This window comes from Psychroflexus sp. MES1-P1E (genome assembly GCF_002836055.1).
GTDB lineage: Bacteria > Bacteroidota > Bacteroidia > Flavobacteriales > Flavobacteriaceae > Psychroflexus.
This window is the reverse complement of sequence record NZ_PJBS01000308.1, coordinates 21,991-45,388: the sequence shown is the minus strand read 5'-3', so window position 1 is coordinate 45,388 and position 23,398 is coordinate 21,991. Positions and strand designations below refer to the sequence as shown.

Here is a 23,398-nt window from a genome sequence, read left to right as displayed (position 1 = left end):
TCTCAGACTCTTATTACTTGCTTTTGTAATTTCTGTTAGCCCAATCTATTGTTGGCTCAATCCATTCTTTTAAAGCTTTAAATAAAAAGCCATGTCCCATTCCTGTATTTAGCTCAATTTCTTCAAAATGTTTGATTTTGCAGGTTGAAGATTTTTTACGGTCTAATGCAGAAACTCCAAAGGGATCGGACTTTTCGTAAATGGTTAGAATGTTTCCACAATAGTTGATTTCTGGATTGTTTACCAAGTCGCTAGTTCTAAAACTTCCGATAAAAACAAAATTCAAGTCTGGATTTCTTGCTAATGTTGAAACGTATTGAGCAATATATCCACCTTTTGAAGTTCCAACGATTGTTATGTTGTTGGACTCAGTACCGCTCTCTATTAAGCTATTAATTTGAATTACAATTCCTTGGGCATATTCTCTCGCATTTACATTTCCGTTTCTTTTTTCACTGAAAACTTTAAATCCGTTTTTTTTAAATTTGGTAATGATCTCATTGTATTCTGTCCGTCCGAATTTGGGATGTATTTCATTTAATTCGTGTTCTTCTAAAAATCGATTGTGAAGGAAGAAAATATAGCGGTCGTCATTATTTGTTCCACAAGCCCATAGAGATGAGCAAAAAATAATTCCAAGGAATAGGCCTATTTTTATCGATGCTCCTAGCTTATAAATGTGAAGCGCCGGTTTTAGTTCAAACAACTCTTGAGGTTTTAAGTTTGATTATCATGTGAATATAATTATTTTTTTCTTTTCAAAATTCAGGTAATTGTGTCACCGGATACACTACCGTTTTCTATAAAGCTAAAGGCCATCTCAAATTTGAGATGGCCTTTACTTAAAACATAAACAAAACGAAAAAAAAGTGAGTATTCTAATCAGTATTTAGCATTATAGGTAATTAAGTGTCAATACGACTGATTTTTGCATTTGGGGATCTACTGAGTATCCGTTGAACCACAAATTATGTTTAAAAATTTATTCATCAATATTAATCAATAGAGGAGCCTTCCCATCGGTGATGATTATCTTGGAGTTTGGAGATAGAGATAATTTACTAAAGGCCTCTATACTTCTAGTTTTTATAATTTGATCAGTAAGTCCTTCTGCCAAAATTAGTTGCGCATCTCTTTCTCCCTTTGCACCTATGATTTTTCTTTCGGCCTCTAATTTTTCTTGCTCTAGTACAAATACCAATCGCATCGCATCTTGTTCAGCCTGCAATTTTCGTTCTATAGAATTAGCTAAGCCAAGAGGTAATTGTATGCTTTTCATTAAAACAGCAATAAGTTCAATACCATCAGCTTGTTTCTTAAGATTCTCTCCCATACTGATTTTGATTTCTTCCTCTATTTTTGCACGCATCCCAGAATGCATATCCTTGGCAAAAAACTGAGCACATATATCAGAAGAAGCTGATCTAAATACGCTAGTAATTATAGATTCATATCCTCGCCCTAAATTCTCTAATACAGATGGTATTTTATTTTTTTCCAAGCGATATAAAATTGAAATCTCAGAATTTACACTCAGACCTTCTTTACTGGGTAAACTTAGAAAAAGTTTTATATTATTAGTCTGTGTAGATTCTTTTATAACTTTGCTTATAAAAGGATTGTAAACCACAGTTCCTTGGGTTATCACTTTGTTTGAAAATTTGCCAAGTGTCTGCTTTACTCCAGCTTCACCAGGCCTAATAACGGCACAACTGCTTAAAAAAATAACGGCTAAGGCTACACTTAAAATAGTTTTTGTTTTCATAATTTTTTTTATTAAAAATAATAATTAAAAGAGTAATAAATGCTTATTATTTATTAATTGGGTAATTATTATGAAAAATATGCAATTAAAAATCCAATATACTGATTATATAATAATATGTATAAACATTTTTTATGGATTGAGTTTTTGAAATTTAGTCTTCACGATAAGAGTTTTTCATTTATTCTGAACTTGCTTGGATTTATTCATCAATTCATTTGCAGTCTTTTACGATTGTGATATCGTTATACTCAGTGCCTTTTTTTATTAAGATATCAATTTGATTCACAATTCCTAGGGCGTATTTTCTTGTGTTCATATTTCCATTTCTTTTTTTGCTGAAACCTTAAATCTATTTTTTTCAAATTCGGTACTGATTTCATTGTATTCTGATTGTCCGTTTGAATTTTGGATGTAATTTTTTTAACTTGTTTACTTGTAAATTTGGTTGCGAAGTAAGAAAATAAAACGGCCATGATTATTCGTTCTTTAGGTACATAAAGACGAGCAAAAAAGAATTCCAATGACTAGGTTTATCTCTTAAGGGTTCAGTTTTTATTGCCTAATCACATCAAATTTCTGGTTTAATTTCGTAAAAGCCATTTATAAATTTATGTGTTTTTTTATCAAATCCAATACTTTTTCTCAAACTATCTATTCTGAAATAAAACCATAATTCTTAATTAGTGTCAGAAACAGATCTTTCTTGTAGGCGTATATTTGAATGGGGTTACAGACCATATTTCAGCGTATCATTTTTAATCTCAATATTATACCGAAAGGCCTTACTTTTCAGAAAGAAGGGAGTTCTCAGCATACTTTTTTAGCCCGTTGGAATAAATATTTTTTTTCGAAGTAAATCTATTTCACTAACCTCGTCTTTCTTATAGATTGTATCTATTTCTATTTCTTAATACATAAGATTTATTCTCACTGGTTTTGAGTGTATCAATTTTATTAAATTAATTTTGTATATCCGTTAATAGCCCTAATTCTGAGATTATTTCATATATTTATTTGATTTTAAAATAGTTACATAGATAATTATTATTTTTCACTTTATGTTCTAAACAAAAATGGATGTCGTTTTCATTTAAAGGGGAGCGGGATAAAATAGAATTAATTTAGAATCGCTGTTAAGCATTCGACATTTCCAAGTTTAAGAGCAAATGAGGTTATCACTGTAAAACTGGTTGATCGAAGTAGTAATTGCTAAATGAAACGTCAATGTTAAGTTCAAAGTTATATTCATGACCATTTTCCTTTTGAGTACGACTATAAAAGGTTTTTCATCTAAATAGAAACAACTACAACTGAGCTTTAAAGGTTGATAAGCCAGAGAGAATAGGCCGTTCAATGCAAGAGTCAATAGCCGATGAGTAAACGGTAGTATTTACACATTAAAATAAATCATAAATAAACATTGCAGATTATATTGAGATATATGTCAGTGAAAAATCAAACGAACGAACCCCTAAAGAAACTTTAAAATGGGTCTTGCGATAAGTAATGCAAAAAGAAATTTCACAGTAACCGATCATAAAATCTAAAGAAAGTAGCATCAACTCTAACACAATGAGTAAATATGCAAAATAAATCATAGATATTTTGGCGAACAAACTTTTGATAGGCTGGTAATTGCTGAAATCATACTTTACAAACATTAAATTGGCACAAAAAATGTATACAAAACAAAAGCAATTAAAAGCATTTGAGAATTTGCTAGACATGATGGACGAACTCAGAGAAAAGTGTCCGTGGGATAGAAAACAAACTATGGAATCTCTTCGGAATTTGACAGTGGAAGAGGTTTATGAACTTGGAGATGCTATTTTGGAAAATGATAAGGTGGAGATAAAAAAAGAGCTGGGAGATGTATTGCTTCACATCGTATTTTATTCAAAAATAGCAAGTGAAACTGAAGATTTTGATATTACTGATGTGATAGATAGCCTTTGTAAAAAGCTGGTTAACCGGCATCCTCACATCTATGGAGATGTAAAAGTTGAAAACGAAAAGCAGGTCAAAGAAAATTGGGAAAAAATAAAGTTAAAAGAGGGAAATAAAAGTGTTTTACAAGGTGTCCCTAAATCTTTGCCAGCTTTAATAAAAGCCAGTAGGATTCAAGATAAAGTTGCTGGTGTTGGCTTCGATTGGGAAGAACCCTCACAAGTTTTTGAAAAAGTCCAGGAAGAATTAAGTGAGCTACAAGAAGAGGTGAAAGCAAATGATTTAAATAAAATAGAAGATGAATTTGGAGATGTTTTATTTTCTATGATCAATTACGCAAGATTCTTAAAGATCGATCCCGAAACAGCTTTAGAGCGAACTAATAAAAAGTTTATTTTTAGATTTCAACATCTAGAGAAAAGAGCTGTAGAGCATAATTTAGATTTATCAACTATGTCATTGGAGGAAATGGATAAGTTTTGGGAGGAGGCAAAACATCTAAAACTTTGAGAAAAATTAATTTCTAAAAGTTAAAGATATACATAATTAGGCCACTATTTTTTTTTGGCTAAACCTTAATTCATATCATTGTTATTATAAACTATTAAAAACAAAACTCATGAAAAAAGTAATTTTAACCATCGGTATATTTATGTTTGGGTTACTATCTACATCTGCTCAAACAGAAGAAAAAGTAAGCGATGCTCAACTTCAAAAATTTGCAGAGGCTTACCAAACTGTTCAACAGGTAAATCAACAAATTCAGCAGGAAATGGTTACAGCTATTGAAGCTGAGGGAATAACAGCGAAGCGTTTCAATGAAATTTATCAAGCAGAAATGGATCCTGAGGTTGAGGCAGATGCCACTGAAGATGAAATGGTGAAGCAAAAGGCAGCTCTTAAAAAGATTGAGGCTATGCAAGGCGGCGTTCAAGAAGATATGCAAAATAAGATTAAGGAGAAAGGTTTAACCTTAGAGCAATATGAGAAAATTGGAGCTCAACTTCAGAGTAGCCCAGAATTACAAAAGAAATTGCAAGGTATATTGATGAAAAACAAGACAGGTGAGAATCCGATGAAAAAATAAAACTAAACTTGGTTATATCAGCCCACCTAAAAAGGTCAGGATATTCTACTGACCTTTTTTATTTTTTCACTAACTTCTTAATCACTGAATTACCATGTTGATAGATTTTGAAAAAATAGATTCCAGGTGTTAACCAACTCAAATCTTCCTTAAAATAATTTAGCTGACTGTGTTTTGTTAATAATACTTTACCAGTTAAATCATAAAGCTCTATTCTTTTTTGATCATTAGAATTAAAACTTATATGAATATGCGAATTTTTCAACGGATTTGGATACAACTTAATGCCTAACGTATCATAGAAGCTGGAAGAAGTTAAAACCTGTTCTCCCATAATTCTAAAATTATCAACAGTCCAACGCGTTGCCTCTCGATCATTATCTGTATTATATCGAAAAGCGATATAAACATTCTCAGGTATTTCAGAAATATCAATAGATTCGGCTTTATAGGTAAACAAAGAAGAACTCTCATTTGGATGAAGAGGAATTTCTACATTGGGTACTTCTTGCCAATCAAAACTAGAGGGGTTCCCATTTCCAGTATAGGAGGATGAAAAAAGAAGTTCTAGTTTTGTGTTTCCATAACTTGCAGAAGCAAAAAAGCTTATTTTTTCAGATTCAAATTCGTCAAAATTAATTTTGCTACTTGTAATTAACCAGTCCAAACTAGGGACTTGTCCATTTTGATAAGCGTTCATTTGGTAAGCCTGAGAATTATTTTCACCACCATCAGAAACACATCTCCAATCTAATGGACTTAGTTCACTTACTGCCGTGAAGTTATCTAAAACAGTAGTGCAGTTCTCAAAATCTTCAAAAATAAGATAGTTAGGGTCTGCCAGAGTTAAAACATCTAGATTTTCACTTGGTTCAGACACATTTCCACCTTGGTCTAGTGCATAGACCCTGAAATTATAAAGGGTCTCAGCGTTTAATCCTGTGACGAGATAGGTGGATTGGTTGGACCCTACAGTACCGATATCGACATTATCTTGTTCAATAATATATTGGGCAACAGCAACATTATCTTCAGATGAAGTCCAACTTAGTTGTAAACTAAAATTAGTAATAGTGTTGGCTAGTAAATCTGATGGAGCAGAAGGTGGCTCATTGTCCGTGAAATCTCCCCAGATCATCAATGCAAATTCAGGACGATCTATCAACGGGTTTCGGTTGCTTTGAAATTGATATCCATTGTTATTCCTATCTATTTCTCTTTCGCCAACAGGATCATTGAGGTGCCAAGACAGTAAAAGTTCTAGGTACCAATCCACAAAAAACTCTTGAGGATTATCTGCTAACACTTCGTTTGTTCTCCAACTAGAATTGAATTCATCTTCGTATCGAATAGCAAAGTAAAGTACAGCCCTAGCGATATCCCCCTTGAATTCGTCAATAGGTTCAAATACCGTTCCTGTGTAACCAGGGAAAGTATTTGGACCTCGTTTAGACCCATTTGTAGAGGTGTAATTTGGACTTGTGACTTCTCCAAAAGGAAAACTTCCTCGTGCTCCGTTAACAGCTCCATCGGAAGGGACCACATGGAAATAGTCGTTCTTCATGGGGGATGCACTGTTAAATGTAGATTGAGGTACTAAATGTTCTCTGTTATAACAATCTCCTTCACTGGAATAGTTACCACAGTTATTCTCCAAATGCTCATAGTTATAATTATCAACCCCTGGAACACGTTCAGAATACATATCCAAAACAGTCCCATCATTTTCGAAATAATCGTCACTATCTCCACTATTTTCAGTAGCATAGGCATCGTATAATGCTCCATAGCCTTGGTCCTGATGAAAAGGGAAATCATTATCATCACCAATATCATCTATGATAATTTTAAGGGCAGTTTTAAGTTCGTAACTCAGTAAGTCGTTGGTACTTTCATAATAACCGGAAGGTGCTTGTGCATGGGTTAATGTTGTTAGCACCAAAAATAAGGAGGATGTAAAAAGTTTCACTTTATGATTTATTATTCTTGAGGACGGCATAATAAAACCCATCGTATCCTGATTTATGGGCAAGGATTTTTTCATCTGTATCTAGTTGAAAGAATTCACCTTCAGGGGAGTTTAAGAAATCCTGTATTTGAACTTGATTCTCTGTCGGTAAAATGGAGCATGTGGCATATACCAATAAACCCCCTGGCTTTACCATTTTACTATAGTCTAAGAGTAAATTTTGTTGTTTTTCTTTAATTTCCTTTAGAAATTCAGGCGTTAACTTCCACTTAGCATCAGGATTTCGTCGGAGAACACCTAAGCCTGTACAGGGAGCGTCAATTAATACGCGGTCTGCAGAGTCATGTAATTTCTTGATGACCTTCGTGGAGTCTATTTCTCTAGTTTCCAAGTTATGAGCTCCTGCACGTTTTGCTCTGCGTTTTAGCTCTTTAAGTTTATTGCCATAGATATCCATAGCGATAACTTGGCCTTTGTTTTCCATTAAAGCAGCGATGTGTAACGTTTTCCCTCCAGCACCTGCACAAGCATCGATAACTCTTAAGCCAGGCTCAAGTTTTAAAGCATGTGCTACTTTCTGTGACGATGCATCTTGCACCTCAAAAAATCCTTTTTTGAAAGCTTCTGTTTTGAAAACATCCGCTCTTTCATAAAGTTCTAAGGCCTCAGGATATCCTTTTATTAATTTAGTAGGTATAAATTCTTCATCTAGTATCAGTTGGAGTTTTGTGGGAGTGATTTTAAGCGTATTGGTCCTTAAAATCACTTTCGCTTGTTCGTTTAATGCATGGATTTCACTTTCCCACAGTTTTCCTAATTCTTTTCTGCCAAGTTCATCTATCCAATCTGGAATGGATTCAGCATATTTTGTGATTTTTGAAAGTTCGTCAAATCTGCCTTTTATTCTTCGTGTAGGAGTATCCTCAAACTGTTTCCAATCTGGAATTTCTATACCCTTTAAGGTGGCCCAGACCGTAAAAAGTCTAAATAGGTTAGGTCTAGAAAAGGGAGGGTTTACGTCTGCAATTTCAGTATATAGTCTTTTCCACCTTACGATATCATAAGTGGTTTCTGCTATGAACCCTCGATCTCTTGCCCCCCAGCGCTTATCTCGCTTTAAAGTATTTGAGATTTCCTTATCCGCATATTTATCTTCATTGAAGATAAGGTGAAGTGTATCAACAACGGCAAAGACTAAATTTCTATGTAAGCGCATGATTATGGTTTAATCTGCAAAAATAGATATTTACTCGTTAGATGACTTATCAGATTGGTATTGTTTCAAAAGTTTTTTATTGAAATCATATTCCGCTTTTTTAAGCATCATGATTTGCTTGGAAGTAATGACTTCTTTTAGGTTTTTTACAAAATCCTCTCTGTAATCAACTCCAGCTTGCTTATATGACATGTAGTTGTCTAGCAAAACTTCAGCCTCTTTCTGGCTTAAGGTTTCAATTATCTCTAATTTAGATTTAATAGTAGACCACTCCTTATCCCTTAATTCTTCATAACGTTTGTTGTGAAGATTGTAGACGGGCCAAAACCGCACAGCTTCTTTAGCAGATAAGTTTAATTTTTCAGTAAAAAATGCAATTTTCAACTGTTCTATTTGCTCAGTGTCTCTGTCTTGAGCTTCTGCAAAAAAGCTTAAAGTTAATAGACACAGTGTAATAATTATCTTTTTTCTATTCATTGCCATAATCTTGATCTTCGATTTCGTCATTTAAATACTCCAAGATATCATTATCTTTCAAGTTAACGATATTATCATTTACGATGCTATTAATCGATGATGTATTTTCGTAATCAATAAATTCTTCAGGATTCTCCATGTTATAGTCTAGATAATCTTCAATCATATCTCTATCTAAATCTGAAAATTGAAGATTTTCATCTGGACTTATATCATTTATATATAGAGCACCAAGTACTGCAAATGCTAGTATTGAGGCTGCTGCTACCCACTTGCTTAACTCTTTAAGCTTTATGACTTTGCTTGAGCTTTCCTTTAAGGGGACTGCAAGGCTAAAATCTTTAAAGTAACTCTCAGGTACTTTATACCCGAAATTGCTATTTTCTGATTTTGATTTCACTTTACAAGCCATAGTTTGGTCAATGGAATCGAAGTATCCTTCTGGTACTTCAAATCCTGATTTGCTTGAGTTTATATGTGATTTATGTTTCATCTATATTTTAGACTATAATTCGATTTGAAAGTTTAATCTTTCTTTAAAAATTTTTCTACTTTCTTTCTGGCATGGTGGTAGTTAGACTTTAATGCTCCAACACTTGAACCTAGGATTTCTGACATTTCCTCATAAGGGATATCTTCAAAGTAACGCATATTAAAAACAGTTTTTTGCTGTTGAGGTAGTGTATCAATAGCTTTTTGAAGTTGAAATTGTATCTCACTTCCTTCAAAATAAACATCACTTTCCAAAGAATCAATTAAAAAATCATTAAGCTCTTGGTCTGAAAGTTTCATCTTTTTTGCTTTCTTATTCAGAAACGTAATGGACTCGTTGGTAGCGATTCTGTACATCCAGCTAAAGAGTTTACTGTCACCCTTAAACGACTTGATATTTTTAAAAACTTTTATAAAGGTATCTTGCAATACGTCATCGGCATCTTCATGTAACTTTACAATAGTTCTTATGTGCCAATATAGCCTAACCTTGTGCTTAGAGATAAGGGCTTGAAAGGCCTCATTAGTTTTGGTGCCTTTTTGTAAATGGTTTATGATTTCGTCCTCTTTCAATAGTATTGCTTATTCAAAAGACTGCATATTAACCAATTTTTTATAGACTCCTTCATTGGCAATCAATTCATCATGTCTTCCTTGCTCCACAATTTCACCTTGATGCATAACAATAATGGTGTCAGCATTTTTAATCGTAGATAAGCGATGGGCTATGACTATAGACGTTCTATTTTTCATCATGTTTTCTAAAGCTTTTTGGACAAGTTGTTCGCTTTCAGTATCTAGAGCGGAAGTCGCTTCATCCAAAATCATGATAGGTGGGTTTTTGAGAACCGCTCGAGCGATTGATAGACGTTGCTTCTGTCCACCACTTAATTTCCCTCCACTATCTCCAATATTGGTATCCAAACCTTTAGGGAGTTCTTTTACAAACTCATAAGCATTTGCTATTTTTAGAGAGTCTATTAATTCTTCATCGGTAGCATTGGGTTTTCCGATTTTTAAATTTTCTTTGATGGTATCGTTGAACAAAATTGAATCTTGAGTGACTAAGCCCATCAGCCCTCTCAAAGAATTTTGCGACATGTCTTTAATATTGATACCGTCAATTTTTATTTCACCTTCGGCGATGTCATAAAATCGGGTAACCAAATTAGCAATAGTAGATTTCCCACTTCCAGATTGTCCAACCAGAGCTACTGTTTTTCCTTTTTTGACCGTGGCTTGAAAATTCTTCAGTACGTATTCATTTTCATATTTGAAAGAAATATTTTCTAAAGTCAATTCAGAGTTAAATTCAGTTTTATCAACAGCCTTATCAGCATCTGTAATGCTGTTTTCTGTTTCTAAAATTTCTAAAACACGCTCTGCCGCTGCATTTCCTTTCTTTACATTATAAAAGGCTTTTGAAATGCCCTTAGCTGGCGTTAAAACATTATAGGCAAGGCCCATATAAGCTATAAACATACTTCCGTCGAGAGTTCCGTCGATTAATACCATTCTACCTCCATACCATAATAAAACAGCAATAACGCTTATTCCTAAAAATTCGCTAGCAGGCGAAGCTAGATTTTGTCGGTTAAGTAATTTGTTGGAGAAATCGTAAAAATTTTGAGTGGAGGACTTAAACTTGGTGTAGAAAATGGATTCTGCATTAAAGCCCTTGATGATTTTGAGCCCCCCTAAGGTCTCTTCCAAAATCGATAAAAACAAGCCCTGTTCTTGCTGTACTTTGTCCGACTTTTTCTTTAAAGATTTTCCTATTAATGAAATAATAAATCCAGAGATAGGAATAAAAATAAAGACAAAAACAGTTAACTCTGGGCTAATGAATAACATCGCTCCAATGGTGAATAAAATAGTGAGGGGTTCTCTTACAATCAATTCTAAAATAGATAAAAACGAGTGTTGTATTTCTAAAACATCGCTGGTAATTCTAGCAATGGTATCTCCTTTTCGCTTTTCAGAATAATGAGAAAGAGGCAATTCTATGGTTTTCTTGTAAAGGGAATTTCGCAAGTCCTTCAATACACCATTTCTAAGAAAGGTTATAAAATACATGGCGATGTAGTTTGAAATATTTTTGAGAAAAAATAAGACAATCACCAAACTGATGACTAAAATCAAAGCAATAGAGGCATCATCTTGGGCGTACTCGTTGACTTGAAATGACAAATAGTCTTTAAAGTAATCTTTGGCTTTACCGATGCCATTATAAACGGGTAGCTCAGTAATTTTTGGAGCATCTTTTCCTTTAAAAAGCACATCCAACATAGGAATAAGAGCTATAAATGATAAGGCGCTAAAGAGAGCATAAAAAATATTGGCAATGATATTAAGCACTGCATATTTCTTATAAGGTTTTGCAAAGCGAAGTATTTTTTTAAAATAATCCATTTAGTGTTATTCTGATTTTTTAAATACCTAAGTCGGCTTTTATATGTTCAATTTTTGAAGACAATTCTGAATCGATCTCTTCAAAATCATTTTTTGTTTTGAGAGTTGAATTTACACTGATATAGAATTTAATTTTCGGTTCTGTTCCACTGGGTCTAGCAGCGACTTTGGTCCCGTTTTCTGTATAGTAAATTAAAACATTAGATTTTGGTAGGTTGATATTATGCGTTTCATGAGATTGCATGTTCTTAGCTATTGAAGTTTGATAGTCTTCAATAAGCACCACTTCTTCTCCGTCAATTTCTTTAGGTGGGTTATTGCGTAACTCTATCATTTTAGCTTTTATTTCTTTAGCTCCTTCAATTCCACTTTTGACGAGGGACACTAAATGTTCTTTAAAAAAACCATGCTCTATGTAAATATCAATCAGCTGTTCATAAATAGAAGATCCTTTTGATTTTAACTCTGCAGCCATTTCACAAACAAGTAATATCGCCGTATTCGCATCCTTGTCTCTAACAAAATCCCCTACCATATAACCAAAACTCTCTTCACCACCACCAATATAATCTAGGGTAGGATTATCTTTTATTAATTTTGCAATCCATTTAAAGCCGGTGAGGCTTTCCATATACTTTACACCATACGCTTCGGTCAATACTCTCATTAGAGGTGTTGATACTATTGTAGAGGCAATAAAGTGAGACTCTTTTAAACTATTGCTTTCTTTTACTTTTTTTAGTAAGAACCAAGTCATGAGCACCATAGTTTGGTTGCCATTGAGCAAGGTGAGTTCCCCTTTTCTATTCCTTACTGCAATACCCAATCGGTCTCCGTCAGGGTCTGTTCCTATAGCTAGATCGCTTTGTTTTTCGTTGGCTAGTTTTAGTGCGAGTTTTAAAGCTTCAGGCTCTTCAGGATTTGGAGATTTAACCGTTGGAAATTCAGGATCTGGTTCAGATTGAGAAGAGACCAAGTTTAAATTGGAGTAACCTGCATTTTCTAGTAGTTGAGGAACTGTTGTAATAGAGGTCCCGTGCAAAGAGGTAAAAGTGATGTTGAGATTTTTTTTGGACTCAACAGGAAGATTGAAATTTACATTTTCTACCGCTTTTTTTAGATATGCTTTTTCTACAGAATCATCTAAAATTTCAACCAAATCTGATTGGCTTTCAAAATTAATATCAGAGAAATTTAATGCATTTATTTCAGAAATAATATCCAAATCCTGAGGTGGCACGAGCTGTCCTCCATCCTCCCAATAGACCTTGTATCCATTATACTCTGGTGGATTGTGACTTGCTGTAAGCATGATTCCACATTGGCATCCAAGGTGTCTTACCGAATAGGAGAGAAGAGGGGTCGGTCTCAATTCAGGAAAGATATAGGCTTGTATCCCATTGGCAGAAAAGACGCCTGCTACTTGATAAGCAAATTCCTTACTATTATGCCTGCAATCAAAAGCGATGACAACTTTTAGTTTTTCATCTGGAAAGACAGATTTCATGTAATTTGAAATCCCCTGGGTGTTTTTACCTAAGGTGTATTTATTTATTCTGTTGGTACCCACTCCCATTATACCGCGCATTCCACCAGTGCCAAAACCCAAATCTTGAAAGAAACTCTCCTCTAGTAACTCTGATTTAGAGTCCATTAAGTCTTGTACTTTTTTATTGGTAGTTTTATCGAAGGTCTCTGTAAGCCACTCTTTTGCTTTATCTAAAAAATCACTCATTATATTCTTTTTAAATTTTTTCTGAAATTAAATATCGTTTTTGATCACTTTTTGTTCTTAATAATAACTCTCCTAAAAAACCAGCTAAAAACATTTGGACACCTATAATCATAGCTGACAAAGCTATATAAAACCAAGGATTATTCACAACCATGATATTTGGTAGCCCATTCCAAAGCTTATATAATTTAGAGGATCCTATCCAAATAGCAGAAAAAAGTCCTACTATAAACATCAACACACCTATAGCTCCAAAAAAATGCATAGGTCGCTTACCAAATTTAGCAAAAAACCAAAGAGTTACTAGATCTAAAAACCCGTTGATAAATCGTTCTGCACCAAATTTGGTTTTTCCGTATTTTCTAGCTTGGTGTTTAACTACTTTTTCACTAATTCTTGAGAATCCTGCCTGTTTAGCTAAAACGGGAATATAGCGATGCATTTCACCGTTTACATTAATATGTTTTACAACTTGAAGCTTAAAGGCTTTAAGTCCACAATTGAAGTCGTGAAGTTTCAACCCAGAAGTCCACCTTGCAGCTCTATTAAAAATTTTTGAAGGTAAGTTTTTAAAAATGATGGAATCGTATCTTTTCTTTTTCCAACCAGAGATGAGATCGTAATTCTCTTCAGTAATAAGTCTATATAGCTCTGGAATTTCTTCAGGATTATCTTGTAAATCCGCATCCATAGTGATCACGACCCTCCCTTTAGCCTCAATAAATCCAGCATGTAATGCTTGAGATTTTCCGTAGTTTTTATTAAAATTTATACCTTTAACGCTATTAAATTCAGAGTGAAGTTGTTTTATGATTTCCCAAGAATCATCTGTACTCCCGTCGTTAATAAAGATTATTTCATGCGTAAAACTATGTTTTTCCATCACAGAATTAATCCAAGACTGTAATTCTAAGAGAGACTCAGACTCATTTAGTAGAGGAATAATAATTGATATATCCATATTCTATCAATTATTTCGTTTGACCATACCTACGATAAGACCTACAAGAAAAGTCTTAAAAATAATAGAGAGTAAACTTAGGGTGGCTAGCGTAAAAGGAGAAGCAAAGGCACCCGACATATCTCTCGTCATTTGTGCTTCTTCTTCACTCATTTGCTGCCGTTCAATTAAGGCTTCCATCTCTGCTTCATTAGTCATTTTCATTTCTGTAATAAGCTCAGGCTCGATTAATTCATAATGAATGTAATTATAGCCTCCGTAAATTAAACCTCCAATAACTCCAATAGCAAGACCTAACTTTATTGAAGTTGTTAAGTCGATTCGCCCTTCATTATCAATTTTGTAGAGATGAATGGCATACCAAACGATAGCTACTGTAATTATAAAGTTAAAAATAGAGATGGCTGTGTTGGATTCTAAATTGAACGCATAAAGCAAAACCATAATTAATATGGAGTAACCACCGAAGATAACTCCAAAATTAGTGGCATAAGGTTTTACTGGAAGATCTTGATGTTGCATGACTATAAATATGTCGACAAATATAAGCATTAGAATGAATTCGATGGTTTTCATTGCAAAATCTAAGAGAATTTCTACGTGCCGAATACTTTTTGGGAAAAACATCCTGATTTGTGATTATTAAAACTTTTGCTGAGGATTTTTTTAAGGTAAACAAAGCTGTGAAAATAGCTTAAAATTTAATTCTTCTAAGTTGTCTAATCTTCTTTGAAACGGAAATCCTATCCAAAATCTATTATATTTACCTCAAATTCTTTAAAACTATGAAACATTTGCTTAACGCTAGAGTAGATGATACTCACGAATTTGAATTTACACAAGATCAGATTCAAGATCTAGATGCTCAAAAAACTTCGGGAGGGGCATATCATTTATTGGTGAATCATAAATCGGTAACTTCTAAAATCGTAGAATCTGATTTTCTAAATAGAACCTACACGGTTAAGATTAACTCCAATCTTTATAAAGTTGAAATATCCAATGAATTGGATATTCTTATTAAGGATATGGGACTTTCTCTATCCGCTTTAAAAGTCATAAACGATGTAAAAGCACCTATGCCAGGAATGATTCTAGACATTATGGTGTCAGAAGGGCAAGAGGTTAAAGAAGGTGATAATCTTTTAGTTTTGGAAGCTATGAAAATGGAAAATACCATCTTAGCTCCACGTGATGCAGTGATAAAATCCATAAGTATAGCCAAGGGAAAGACCGTTACTAAAAACGAAGTTTTAATCGAAATGGAATAAAAATACGCAGTAATGAAAAAAATATTAGTCGCTAATAGAGGAGAGATCGCTTTACGTGTAATGAAAACCATTAAACAAATGGGAATCAAAAGTGTTGCTATCTTTTCTGAAGCCGATAGAAATGCACCTCATGTGAGATTTGCAGATGAGGCGATTTGTGTGGGGCCAGCTCCTTCCAATCAATCCTATTTATTGGGAGATAAAATTATAGAAATTGCCAAGTCACTCTCTGTGGACGGGATACATCCAGGCTACGGATTCTTAAGTGAAAATGCAGATTTCGCAGAAAAAGTAGAACAAAATGGAATCACTTTTATAGGACCAAAATCTCATGCTATTAGAATTATGGGGGATAAGCTTTCAGCGAAAGAAACGGTTAAAAATTATGATATTCCTATGGTTCCTGGAATAGATGAAGCCGTTACGAATCTCGATAAAGCTATAGAAATCGCTAATGAAATAGGGTATCCCATTCTCATAAAAGCTTCTGCAGGTGGGGGAGGGAAAGGGATGCGCGTGGTAGAAGAAGAGGCAAAACTCGAAGAACAGATGAAAAGAGCTATCAGTGAAGCTGAGTCTGCTTTTGGAAATGGTGCTGTTTTTATTGAAAAATACGTCAGTTCCCCTAGACACATAGAAATTCAAATCCTGGCAGATACCCACGGCAATGTTCTGCATTTATTTGAAAGAGAATGTTCTGTCCAACGAAGACATCAAAAAGTGGTTGAAGAAGCACCTTCTACTATTCTGACTCCTCAATTGAGGGAGAAAATGGGACAAGCGGCTATTGACGTTGCGAAGTCTTGTGATTATGTGGGTGCTGGAACTGTAGAGTTTCTTATGGATGAGAAGAAAAACTTCTACTTTTTAGAAATGAACACGCGTTTGCAAGTGGAACATCCCGTGACAGAATTAATTTCTGGAATGGATCTTGTAGAGCAACAAATAAGAATTGCTAGGGGCGAAGTCTTAAGCGTTTCTCAAAAAGAGTTGAAAATTACAGGCCATGCTTTAGAACTCCGTGTTTATGCGGAGGATCCAACAGACGATTTCTTACCAAGTGTGGGTACACTAGAACGTTATAGAAAACCATCGGGACCTGGAATACGAGTGGATGATGGTTTTGAAGAAGGAATGGAAATCCCTATTTATTACGATCCTATGTTGTCAAAATTAGTCACTTATGGGAAAGATAGAGAAGAAGCTTTGCAGCTTATGCTTGAGGCTATAAATCTTTATGAAGTAAGAGGAGTAGCAACGACTTTACCATTTGGAAAATTTGTTTTTAACCATGATGCTTTCCGTTCTGGTGATTTTGATACTCATTTCGTTAAAAATTATTATACTCCAAAAGTGCTTGAAGAAGAGGTGAAAGAAGAAGCCTATTTAGCTGCTTTAATGGCTATGAAACAGTACCAAGCTGATCAAAAAAAACTAAGATTACCAGAAGTTCCATCAGAAATTAAAAATCAATGAGTAAAAACATAAAAATACTTCAAGATAAACTTGAAAAAGCCAAGCTTGGTGGAGGTTTAAAGCGAATAGAAAAACAACATGCCAAAAAGAAATTAACTGCTCGAGAGCGGGTCGATTATCTTTTGGACGAAGGTTCTTTTGAAGAAATCGGCGCTCTAGTTACCCACAGGACGACCGATTTTGATATGCAAAAGCAAATCTATTATGGAGATGGAGTAGTCACGGGTTATGGAACTGTAAATGGCAAGCTCGTGTATGTTTATGCACAAGATTTTACGGTCTTTGGTGGAGCATTATCAGAAACTCATGCTGAGAAAATTTGTAAGTTAATGGACCATGCCCTTAAAGTTGGAGCGCCCATTATAGGTTTAAATGATTCAGGAGGCGCTAGAATTCAAGAAGGGGTGAGATCTCTTGGTGGATATGCCGATATTTTTTATAGAAATGTTCAGGCCTCCGGAGTCATCCCTCAGATTTCTGCCATAATGGGACCTTGTGCTGGCGGAGCTGTCTATTCTCCTGCCATTACCGATTTTACGTTTATGGTAGAAAACACAAGCTATATGTTTGTAACAGGGCCAAATGTTGTAAAAACAGTGACCAATGAAGAAGTTACTTCCGAAGAACTAGGTGGGGCTAGCACGCATTCTACTAAATCTGGAGTGACTCATTTTACATCTGTTAATGATGTTGAATGTTTGGAACACATCAAAAAATTGTTGAGTTATATCCCACAAAATAATACGGAAACTGCTGAAAAATTAAAAGTTTCTCTTGATGATGAGACTCGTAGAGAATTGGATAGTTTAATTCCTGACAGTCCCAATAAACCTTATGATATGCGTGATGTCATTAAAGGGATTATCGATACAGACTCATTTTTTGAAGTACATAAAAATTACGCAGAAAATATTTTAGTTGGGTTTTCGAGACTGGGTGGAAGAAGTGTAGGTATTGTGGCTAATCAGCCCATGAGTTTAGCGGGGGTTTTAGATGTAGATGCCTCTAAAAAAGCAGCGAGGTTTGTTAGGTTTTGTGATGCCTTCAACATCCCTCTATTAGTTCTCGTCGATGTACCAGGCTTTTTACCAGGAACCGACCAGGAATGGAATGGTATTATACTTCATGGGGCCAAGTTGCTTTATGCCTTAAGTGAAGCTACAGTTCCAAGAGTCACCGTTATTACTAGGAAAGCTTATGGCGGTGCTTATGATGTGATGAACTCTAAGCATATTGGAGCCGACCTTAATTTTGCTTGGCCAACTGCAGAAATTGCCGTGATGGGGGCAAAGGGGGCTAGTGAAATTATTTTCAGAAAAGAAATACAAGATGCTGAAGATCCAGAATTGAAATTATCTGAAAAGGAAGCTGAATATGCAGAAACCTTTGCAAATCCGTTTAAAGCTGCTCAGCGCGGATTTATAGATGAGGTGATTATGCCAAAAGATACCCGTAGGAAGTTATTGAAAGCTTTTGCAATGCTAGAAAATAAAAGCGTGCAAAGACCCAAACGAAAACATGGGAATATTCCTTTGTAAAGATAGGAAGCATTTTTAAAACCTAGTGTTATCAGAAATAAACCCCTGTCTCTCAAAATTTCGAGCTGGGGTTTTTTTATGTAATGGACATCGATGTTTTAATAGTCTGAAATACACATGTCTGCTAACCAAATTCAGTCAAGTTCTGAATGACAACTTAAGCTTCTAGGAGGTGGATTATCGCATCAGTTTTTAAAACAAACTTACTCCCTACCAATTTAAACCTATAATGTCCTAATAAATCGTTTTTTTTCGCCTGTTTTTTATCAAAAATAATTACCGTAACTAAAGCTATACTAATTATTTTTAACTTCAATCAATCAAAAAATAATTCAATTTATTCATACGGCATTATAAATTTAATTTAGTATTACATCTGATTTGGTACCTCGATTCCAAGAACCTTAAAACTTTTCTTGATGACCTCTCCTACCAATCGGGATAGCTCTACTCTAAATTCAATTTGGTGTTCCTCGTCCGCTCCAAGAATAGATACATTCTGATAAAAAGAATTAAATTCTTTAACGAGATCATACACGTAATTAGCGATAAGCGCAGGACTATACTGTTCTGCAGCTTGTTGAATGAGCTCAGGAAACTGGTTTAAAATTTTAATTAAGGATTTCTCTTTGCTATTGAATTCGTAAGTGGAAAGATTCAAGTCTTTCGATTCTTTTTTTCCCTTTCTTAAGATCGATTGAATTCTGGCGTAAGTGTACTGTATAAAAGGCCCTGTATTCCCTTGAAAGTCTACAGACTCCTTAGGGTCAAATAAGATTCTCTTTTTAGGATCTACTTTAAGAATATAATATTTTAAAGCCCCTAAACCAATCATTTTATACAGCCTGTTTTTTTCATCATCATCGTAGCCTTCAAGTTTTCCTAACTCTTGAGAAATAGATTTGGCAGTTGAAGTCATTTCTTCAATCAAGTCATCTGCATCCACCACCTTACCTTCGCGGCTTTTCATTTTTCCACTAGGTAAATCGACCATCCCATAACTTAAGTGATAAAGGTGTTCTGACCATTCGAAACCAAGCTTCTTCAAAATCAGAAAGAGTACTTTGAAATGATAATCTTGTTCATTTCCTACCGTATATATCATTTCATCGATATCGTAATCGGTCACACGTTGTATTGCCGTACCAATATCCTGAGTCATATAAACGGCGGTACCATCAGATCGAAGAACTATTTTTTCATCTAAGCCTTCATTCGATAGATCAATCCATACACTGCCATCGTCTTTGGTAAAGAAAACACCAGTTTCTAAGCCAGTTTTTATATGGTCTTTACCTAAAAGATAAGTATCGCTTTCATAATAATTTTTATCAAAATTGACCCCTAGGTTAGTATAGGTAGTTTCGAACCCCTCATACACCCATTGGTTCATGGTTTTCCAAAGTTTTACAACTTGAGGATCTCCCGCTTCCCATTTTTGAAGCATATTTTGGGCTTCGAGTAAAATAGGAGCTTGTTTTTTAGCTTCTTCTTCTGTTTTTCCTTCTTTTAGTAAATTTCCGATTTCCGATTTATAGGCCTTATCAAATTTAACATAATATTTTCCTACCAAGTGATCACCTTTGAGGCCAGAAGATTCGGGAGTTTCATCCTCACCGAATTTTTGCCATGCCAGCATACTTTTACAGATGTGGATACCGCGATCATTGATAATTTGTGTTTTATAGACGTGTTTACCAGCAGCTTTTTGAATTTCAGCGACTGAAAACCCAAGTAAGTTATTTCGGATATGTCCAAGATGTAATGGTTTATTAGTGTTCGGTGAAGAATATTCGACCATTACCTTCTGACTAGTAGGGGTGGCTTTTCTAAATCCAAAATTTTCATCCTGACTCATTGAAACCACAAGATCTTCAAAGTAAGATTCAGTTAATGATAAATTCAAAAACCCTTTAACAACATTAAATTCGGATACCAAACTAGAGTGCTTTGATAGATACTCTCCAATTTGTTCACCGAGTTGAACAGGATTGGTTTTAATATGCCTTAATAAAGGAAAGACAACTAAGGTTAAATCACCTTTGAATTCCTTTCTAGTGAGTTGAAATTCAAAAGATTGGACATCGATGTCGTGGTTATTTTGGATATATTTGGTAACGTATTTAGAAAGTTGCGCTTCTAGAGTCATGAATAAGATGTTTCAGTTGCAAATATAATCTAAAAATTAGAGGTCATTTCAACATGTGAGCATCGAATTCATTATATTTAAAAATAAAAATGCTTTTAAATGTTTCCTACAATAGACCTAAAATAAAACAACAAATCGATACAGAAGTAGGCCAGCCTTTCACCCTTTTAGATAGATTAAAAATGAATGGGATAGGATCTGGTAAACTTCACATTCACTCCACTAGTATACAGATCCATAACTTGCTTGTGCTAGACAATAATATGAATATTTGTGGAGTGGAAATGAGACCTAAAGGAATTATTGTCACCTTCAGATCATTGCTCGAAACTTATGCTCTAGTGATTCCATATTATAAATTGAAACTATATAAAGGGCAATCCAAAGTGTATTCTATTTATAAGGACAATTATTTTGTTAAGGTAGAAGTTAAAGAAAAGCGTAATCACGAATTTTTAAAGAAGATCCTTAAATACAAGGCTGATAACTTTTCGAGTGATTTTGAAAACTATTAACATATGAAAATACTTCTCACAGGGGCTAATGGCTATATAGGGATGAGGGTTTTGCCTTTATTGCTTGAGCAAGGCCACGACGTGGTTTGTGCTGTAAGAAGTGCCGACCGGCTCTCCGTCGATAAAGAAACCAAGGAAAGGATTGACATCATAGAGATGGATTTACTAGATGAGGTGAAACCTAATCTTATTCCAAAAGATATTGATGTGGCCTATTATCTCGTGCATTCTATGTCCAGTTCAACATCAGACTTTTCTGATAAAGAACAAATCACCGCGAATCATTTTAACACCTACATGAAAGAGACCCAAGTCAAGCAGGTGATCTTTTTAAGTGGAATTGTGAATGAAGATAACCTTTCAAAACATTTAGAATCCCGTAAAAATGTAGAAAGTATTCTTTATGAGGGAAATTATAATCTTACAGTAATAAGAGCTGGAATTATAGTGGGATCAGGGAGTGCTTCTTTTGAAATTATAAGAGACTTATGTGAGAAGTTGCCTTTGATGATTACCCCAAAATGGGTGAATACAAGATGCCAACCAATTGGGATAAGGGATGTTTTAAAGTTTCTGACGGGTGTGTTAGGAAAGGAAGAGACATATGGCGACTCTTTTGACATCGGTGGACCAGATGTACTAACGTATAAGGATATGATGAAAAATTACGCTAAGGTGAGAAGATTGAGTCTCACCATCGTTAATGTTCCTGTTATGACCCCAAAGCTCTCTTCTTATTGGTTATATTTTGTCACGTCAACATCCTATAAACTTGCGTCTAACCTTGTAGATAGTATGCGGGTAAATGTGATTGCAAAAGACAACAGGTTGCAAGATATTTTAGGCATAAAACCCCACACTTATGAAGAAGCCATAGAAATGGCTTTTATAAAAATTGAACAGAATCAAGTCATATCTAGCTGGAAAGATTCTAAAGTAAGTAGTAGATATTCTCAAAAGGATTTAAACAAATACATAAAAGTTCCCAAATTTGGTTGTTTACACGATCATCAACAAATGAAAGCAAATAATCCTAAAGAAGCCCTAGAAAAAATTTGGGCCATCGGCGGAAAAAATGGATGGTATTATGCGAACACACTTTGGAAAATTCGCGGTTATTTTGACAAACTATCAGGTGGAGTAGGACTACGTCGTGGAAGAACAAATCCAGATAAAATTAATTCTGGAGATTCTTTGGATTTTTGGAGAGTATTGATGGCTGATAAAGAAGAACGCCGACTTTTGCTTTTTGCAGAAATGAGAGTTCCTGGGGAAGCTTGGTTAGAATTTTATATAGACGATGAAAATGTAGTCCATCAAAATGCTACGTTTAGACCTAAAGGACTCATCGGAAGACTGTATTGGTATTCTATGCTACCCTTCCACTTCTTTATCTTTAACGGTATGTTGACTCAAATTTGCAAAACCTAAGACTTATCTAAATTCTAAAACTTCATCATTTGTTCCAAAAGTGAAAACCCCAAAGCCTTGAGAATTTAAACGTATGGTTCTTTGAGTAGTTATATTTTCTAATGTAATATTATTAAAGACGACAGTGATATTGAATTGCCTTGAAACTCTATTTTCTCTAAAAATATCTATAACCAAACTTTCAAATACTGTTTCGTCTAAATAATTTGGAATACCGTTATCATTGGTGTCATCGTTAAGTGGATTCAAAACAGGTCTTGATGTAGTGCCTTCTTCAAAAGCATTCAAATCTTCATATCTAGTCACCACTCCATCGCCGTCATCATCGGGGTCTAGGTAGTCTGGAATGCCATCGCCATCAGTATCTAGTTCGATCCCAAAATCTATATCTATTTCAATTTCCACGTTAGTGAGCACATTATCATTATCGTCATCTATATCCAAGAAGTTGGGAAGTCCATCACCGTCTGTATCGTAATTGAAGATATCGTTATCTGGACCTTGTTCATCTATATCATCTATCCCGTCACCATCGGTATCTACTCCTGAATCTGATGTTCTTGTAATGGTAAATTCCACATTTCCCCCCGTGGTACTTGTGAATTCTTCTATAACCGTAGGTTCACTAGGAGGAATCTCTTGACAGAAATAAATGTTACTATCAACACTGCCATTTAATCGTCTATAGTTAACGCGATTAGAATTATCGATAGTGACTGAGAAAGTTTCAGGATTTATAACATTTTCAACATTTTCTAAAATGTTTTGATCAAAAATTAGGGAAATAGCTTCATTGGATTCAGTAACGATATGCAAGACTTTCCTATCGCCTTCAAATTCACATAAATTGAGTGCTGAGTTTTGATCAAAATTGAAATCGCTGACGATGATATCTCCATCATCACAAGAGAAAAGGAATAAACAAATAATAGATACTAAAAATAGTCGTTGCAT

General features: G+C 34.6%; 20 protein-coding genes and 1 pseudogene. 8 read left to right on the top strand and 13 right to left on the bottom strand.

What is annotated here, in order from left to right; genetic code table 11:
• Positions 1-13: 13 nt before the first annotated feature.
• Both CXF67_RS10885 and CXF67_RS10880 read right to left on the bottom strand, forming a co-directional pair.
• Positions 14-706, bottom strand: a complete 693-nt coding sequence (locus CXF67_RS10885; RefSeq protein WP_102088772.1) for an alpha/beta hydrolase — start codon at positions 704-706, stop codon at positions 14-16.
• A 276-nt stretch (positions 707-982) separates the two neighbouring features.
• A complete protein-coding gene (locus tag CXF67_RS10880; protein WP_180957961.1) occupies positions 983-1,765 on the bottom strand; it encodes a prohibitin family protein in 783 nt (260 codons plus the stop codon).
• Positions 1,766-3,181: 1,416 nt separating this feature from the next.
• Here CXF67_RS10880 and CXF67_RS19210 point away from each other — a divergent pair.
• The 3 genes and pseudogenes from CXF67_RS19210 to CXF67_RS10865 form a co-directional block, all read left to right on the top strand.
• Positions 3,182-3,432, top strand: a pseudogene (locus CXF67_RS19210) (IS1595 family transposase); the annotation flags it as partial.
• A 13-nt stretch (positions 3,433-3,445) separates the two neighbouring features.
• Positions 3,446-4,225, top strand: coding sequence for a nucleoside triphosphate pyrophosphohydrolase (gene mazG / locus CXF67_RS10870; RefSeq protein ID WP_102088769.1), 780 nt, complete (start codon positions 3,446-3,448; stop codon positions 4,223-4,225).
• 109 nt (positions 4,226-4,334) lie between these two features.
• On the top strand, positions 4,335-4,802 hold the full coding sequence (locus CXF67_RS10865; RefSeq protein ID WP_102088768.1) for a DUF4168 domain-containing protein: 468 nt from the start codon (positions 4,335-4,337) through the stop codon (positions 4,800-4,802).
• Positions 4,803-4,860: 58 nt separating this feature from the next.
• Here CXF67_RS10865 and CXF67_RS10860 read toward each other — a convergent pair whose 3' ends face one another.
• From CXF67_RS10860 to CXF67_RS10820, 9 genes are read right to left on the bottom strand one after another with little or no spacing between them, the layout of a single operon-like run.
• Entirely contained in the window at positions 4,861-6,846 is a 1,986-nt protein-coding gene (locus CXF67_RS10860) for an endonuclease (RefSeq protein WP_257984668.1), read from the bottom strand.
• Positions 6,773-7,987 (bottom strand): RsmB/NOP family class I SAM-dependent RNA methyltransferase, encoded by a 1,215-nt coding sequence (locus CXF67_RS10855; protein ID WP_102088766.1) that lies wholly within the window; start codon positions 7,985-7,987, stop codon positions 6,773-6,775. Before CXF67_RS10855 ends, CXF67_RS10860 begins: the two co-directional genes overlap by 74 nt.
• A gap of 30 nt (positions 7,988-8,017) precedes the next feature.
• Positions 8,018-8,464 carry a hypothetical protein gene (locus CXF67_RS10850; protein WP_102088765.1) on the bottom strand — a complete coding sequence of 149 codons (447 nt, stop codon included), beginning with the start codon at positions 8,462-8,464 and terminating at the stop codon, positions 8,018-8,020.
• Positions 8,457-8,957, bottom strand: a complete 501-nt coding sequence (locus CXF67_RS10845; protein ID WP_102088764.1) for a hypothetical protein — start codon at positions 8,955-8,957, stop codon at positions 8,457-8,459. Before CXF67_RS10845 ends, CXF67_RS10850 begins: the two co-directional genes overlap by 8 nt.
• A gap of 32 nt (positions 8,958-8,989) precedes the next feature.
• A complete protein-coding gene (locus CXF67_RS10840) occupies positions 8,990-9,529 on the bottom strand; it encodes an RNA polymerase sigma factor (RefSeq protein WP_102088763.1) in 540 nt (179 codons plus the stop codon).
• 9 nt (positions 9,530-9,538) lie between these two features.
• Positions 9,539-11,368, bottom strand: a complete 1,830-nt coding sequence (locus tag CXF67_RS10835; protein WP_102088762.1) for an ABC transporter ATP-binding protein — start codon at positions 11,366-11,368, stop codon at positions 9,539-9,541.
• 19 nt (positions 11,369-11,387) lie between these two features.
• Positions 11,388-13,103: a phospho-sugar mutase gene (locus CXF67_RS10830; protein ID WP_102088761.1), complete on the bottom strand. Its 1,716-nt coding sequence runs from the start codon at positions 13,101-13,103 to the stop codon at positions 11,388-11,390.
• A gap of 10 nt (positions 13,104-13,113) precedes the next feature.
• The gene (locus tag CXF67_RS10825; RefSeq protein WP_102088760.1) at positions 13,114-14,064 is read right to left on the bottom strand and encodes a glycosyltransferase family 2 protein; all 951 of its coding nucleotides are present in this window, start codon (positions 14,062-14,064) and stop codon (positions 13,114-13,116) included.
• Positions 14,065-14,070: 6 nt separating this feature from the next.
• The gene (locus tag CXF67_RS10820) at positions 14,071-14,616 is read right to left on the bottom strand and encodes a DUF4199 domain-containing protein (protein ID WP_257984667.1); all 546 of its coding nucleotides are present in this window, start codon (positions 14,614-14,616) and stop codon (positions 14,071-14,073) included.
• Positions 14,617-14,849: 233 nt separating this feature from the next.
• On the opposite strand from CXF67_RS10820, the gene CXF67_RS10815 reads away from it, so the two are divergent.
• From CXF67_RS10815 to CXF67_RS10805, 3 genes are read left to right on the top strand one after another with little or no spacing between them, the layout of a single operon-like run.
• On the top strand, positions 14,850-15,335 hold the full coding sequence (locus CXF67_RS10815; RefSeq protein WP_102088759.1) for a biotin/lipoyl-containing protein: 486 nt from the start codon (positions 14,850-14,852) through the stop codon (positions 15,333-15,335).
• Between the two features lie 12 nt (positions 15,336-15,347).
• On the top strand, positions 15,348-16,811 hold the full coding sequence (accC, locus tag CXF67_RS10810; RefSeq protein WP_102088758.1) for an acetyl-CoA carboxylase biotin carboxylase subunit: 1,464 nt from the start codon (positions 15,348-15,350) through the stop codon (positions 16,809-16,811).
• Positions 16,808-18,349 (top strand): acyl-CoA carboxylase subunit beta, encoded by a 1,542-nt coding sequence (locus CXF67_RS10805; protein WP_102088757.1) that lies wholly within the window; start codon positions 16,808-16,810, stop codon positions 18,347-18,349. The genes accC and CXF67_RS10805 overlap by 4 nt, the downstream gene beginning before the upstream one ends.
• Positions 18,350-18,719: 370 nt before the next feature.
• Here CXF67_RS10805 and argS read toward each other — a convergent pair whose 3' ends face one another.
• Entirely contained in the window at positions 18,720-20,498 is a 1,779-nt protein-coding gene (gene argS, locus CXF67_RS10800) for an arginine--tRNA ligase (protein ID WP_102088756.1), read from the bottom strand.
• A gap of 89 nt (positions 20,499-20,587) precedes the next feature.
• Here argS and CXF67_RS10795 point away from each other — a divergent pair, with 89 nt between their 5' ends.
• Positions 20,588-21,013: a hypothetical protein gene (locus CXF67_RS10795; RefSeq protein ID WP_102088755.1), complete on the top strand. Its 426-nt coding sequence runs from the start codon at positions 20,588-20,590 to the stop codon at positions 21,011-21,013.
• A gap of 3 nt (positions 21,014-21,016) precedes the next feature.
• Positions 21,017-22,444 carry an SDR family oxidoreductase gene (locus tag CXF67_RS10790; protein ID WP_102088754.1) on the top strand — a complete coding sequence of 476 codons (1,428 nt, stop codon included), beginning with the start codon at positions 21,017-21,019 and terminating at the stop codon, positions 22,442-22,444.
• Between the two features lie 3 nt (positions 22,445-22,447).
• Here the strand turns inward: CXF67_RS10790 and CXF67_RS10785 are convergent, their stop codons facing one another.
• Positions 22,448-23,398 carry a hypothetical protein gene (locus CXF67_RS10785; RefSeq protein WP_102088753.1) on the bottom strand — a complete coding sequence of 317 codons (951 nt, stop codon included), beginning with the start codon at positions 23,396-23,398 and terminating at the stop codon, positions 22,448-22,450.

Excerpts from the sequence above, each read along its gene's own strand:
- CXF67_RS10880 (WP_180957961.1), bottom strand. The coding sequence starts at position 1,765 with ATGAAAACAAAAACTATTTTAAGTGTAGCCTTAGCCGTTATTTTTTTA.
- mazG (WP_102088769.1), top strand. The coding sequence starts at position 3,446 with ATGTATACAAAACAAAAGCAATTAAAAGCATTTGAGAATTTGCTAGAC.
- CXF67_RS10865 (WP_102088768.1), top strand. The coding sequence starts at position 4,335 with ATGAAAAAAGTAATTTTAACCATCGGTATATTTATGTTTGGGTTACTA.
- CXF67_RS10860 (WP_257984668.1), bottom strand. The coding sequence starts at position 6,846 with ATGAAAAAATCCTTGCCCATAAATCAGGATACGATGGGTTTTATTATG.
- CXF67_RS10855 (WP_102088766.1), bottom strand. The coding sequence starts at position 7,987 with ATGCGCTTACATAGAAATTTAGTCTTTGCCGTTGTTGATACACTTCAC.
- CXF67_RS10850 (WP_102088765.1), bottom strand. The coding sequence starts at position 8,464 with ATGAATAGAAAAAAGATAATTATTACACTGTGTCTATTAACTTTAAGC.
- CXF67_RS10845 (WP_102088764.1), bottom strand. The coding sequence starts at position 8,957 with ATGAAACATAAATCACATATAAACTCAAGCAAATCAGGATTTGAAGTA.
- CXF67_RS10835 (WP_102088762.1), bottom strand. The coding sequence starts at position 11,368 with ATGGATTATTTTAAAAAAATACTTCGCTTTGCAAAACCTTATAAGAAA.
- CXF67_RS10830 (WP_102088761.1), bottom strand. The coding sequence starts at position 13,103 with ATGAGTGATTTTTTAGATAAAGCAAAAGAGTGGCTTACAGAGACCTTC.
- CXF67_RS10825 (WP_102088760.1), bottom strand. The coding sequence starts at position 14,064 with ATGGATATATCAATTATTATTCCTCTACTAAATGAGTCTGAGTCTCTC.
- CXF67_RS10820 (WP_257984667.1), bottom strand. The coding sequence starts at position 14,616 with ATGCTTATATTTGTCGACATATTTATAGTCATGCAACATCAAGATCTT.
- CXF67_RS10815 (WP_102088759.1), top strand. The coding sequence starts at position 14,850 with ATGAAACATTTGCTTAACGCTAGAGTAGATGATACTCACGAATTTGAA.
- accC (WP_102088758.1), top strand. The coding sequence starts at position 15,348 with ATGAAAAAAATATTAGTCGCTAATAGAGGAGAGATCGCTTTACGTGTA.
- CXF67_RS10805 (WP_102088757.1), top strand. The coding sequence starts at position 16,808 with ATGAGTAAAAACATAAAAATACTTCAAGATAAACTTGAAAAAGCCAAG.
- argS (WP_102088756.1), bottom strand. The coding sequence starts at position 20,498 with ATGACTCTAGAAGCGCAACTTTCTAAATACGTTACCAAATATATCCAA.
- CXF67_RS10795 (WP_102088755.1), top strand. The coding sequence starts at position 20,588 with ATGCTTTTAAATGTTTCCTACAATAGACCTAAAATAAAACAACAAATC.
- CXF67_RS10790 (WP_102088754.1), top strand. The coding sequence starts at position 21,017 with ATGAAAATACTTCTCACAGGGGCTAATGGCTATATAGGGATGAGGGTT.
- CXF67_RS10785 (WP_102088753.1), bottom strand. The coding sequence starts at position 23,398 with ATGCAACGACTATTTTTAGTATCTATTATTTGTTTATTCCTTTTCTCT.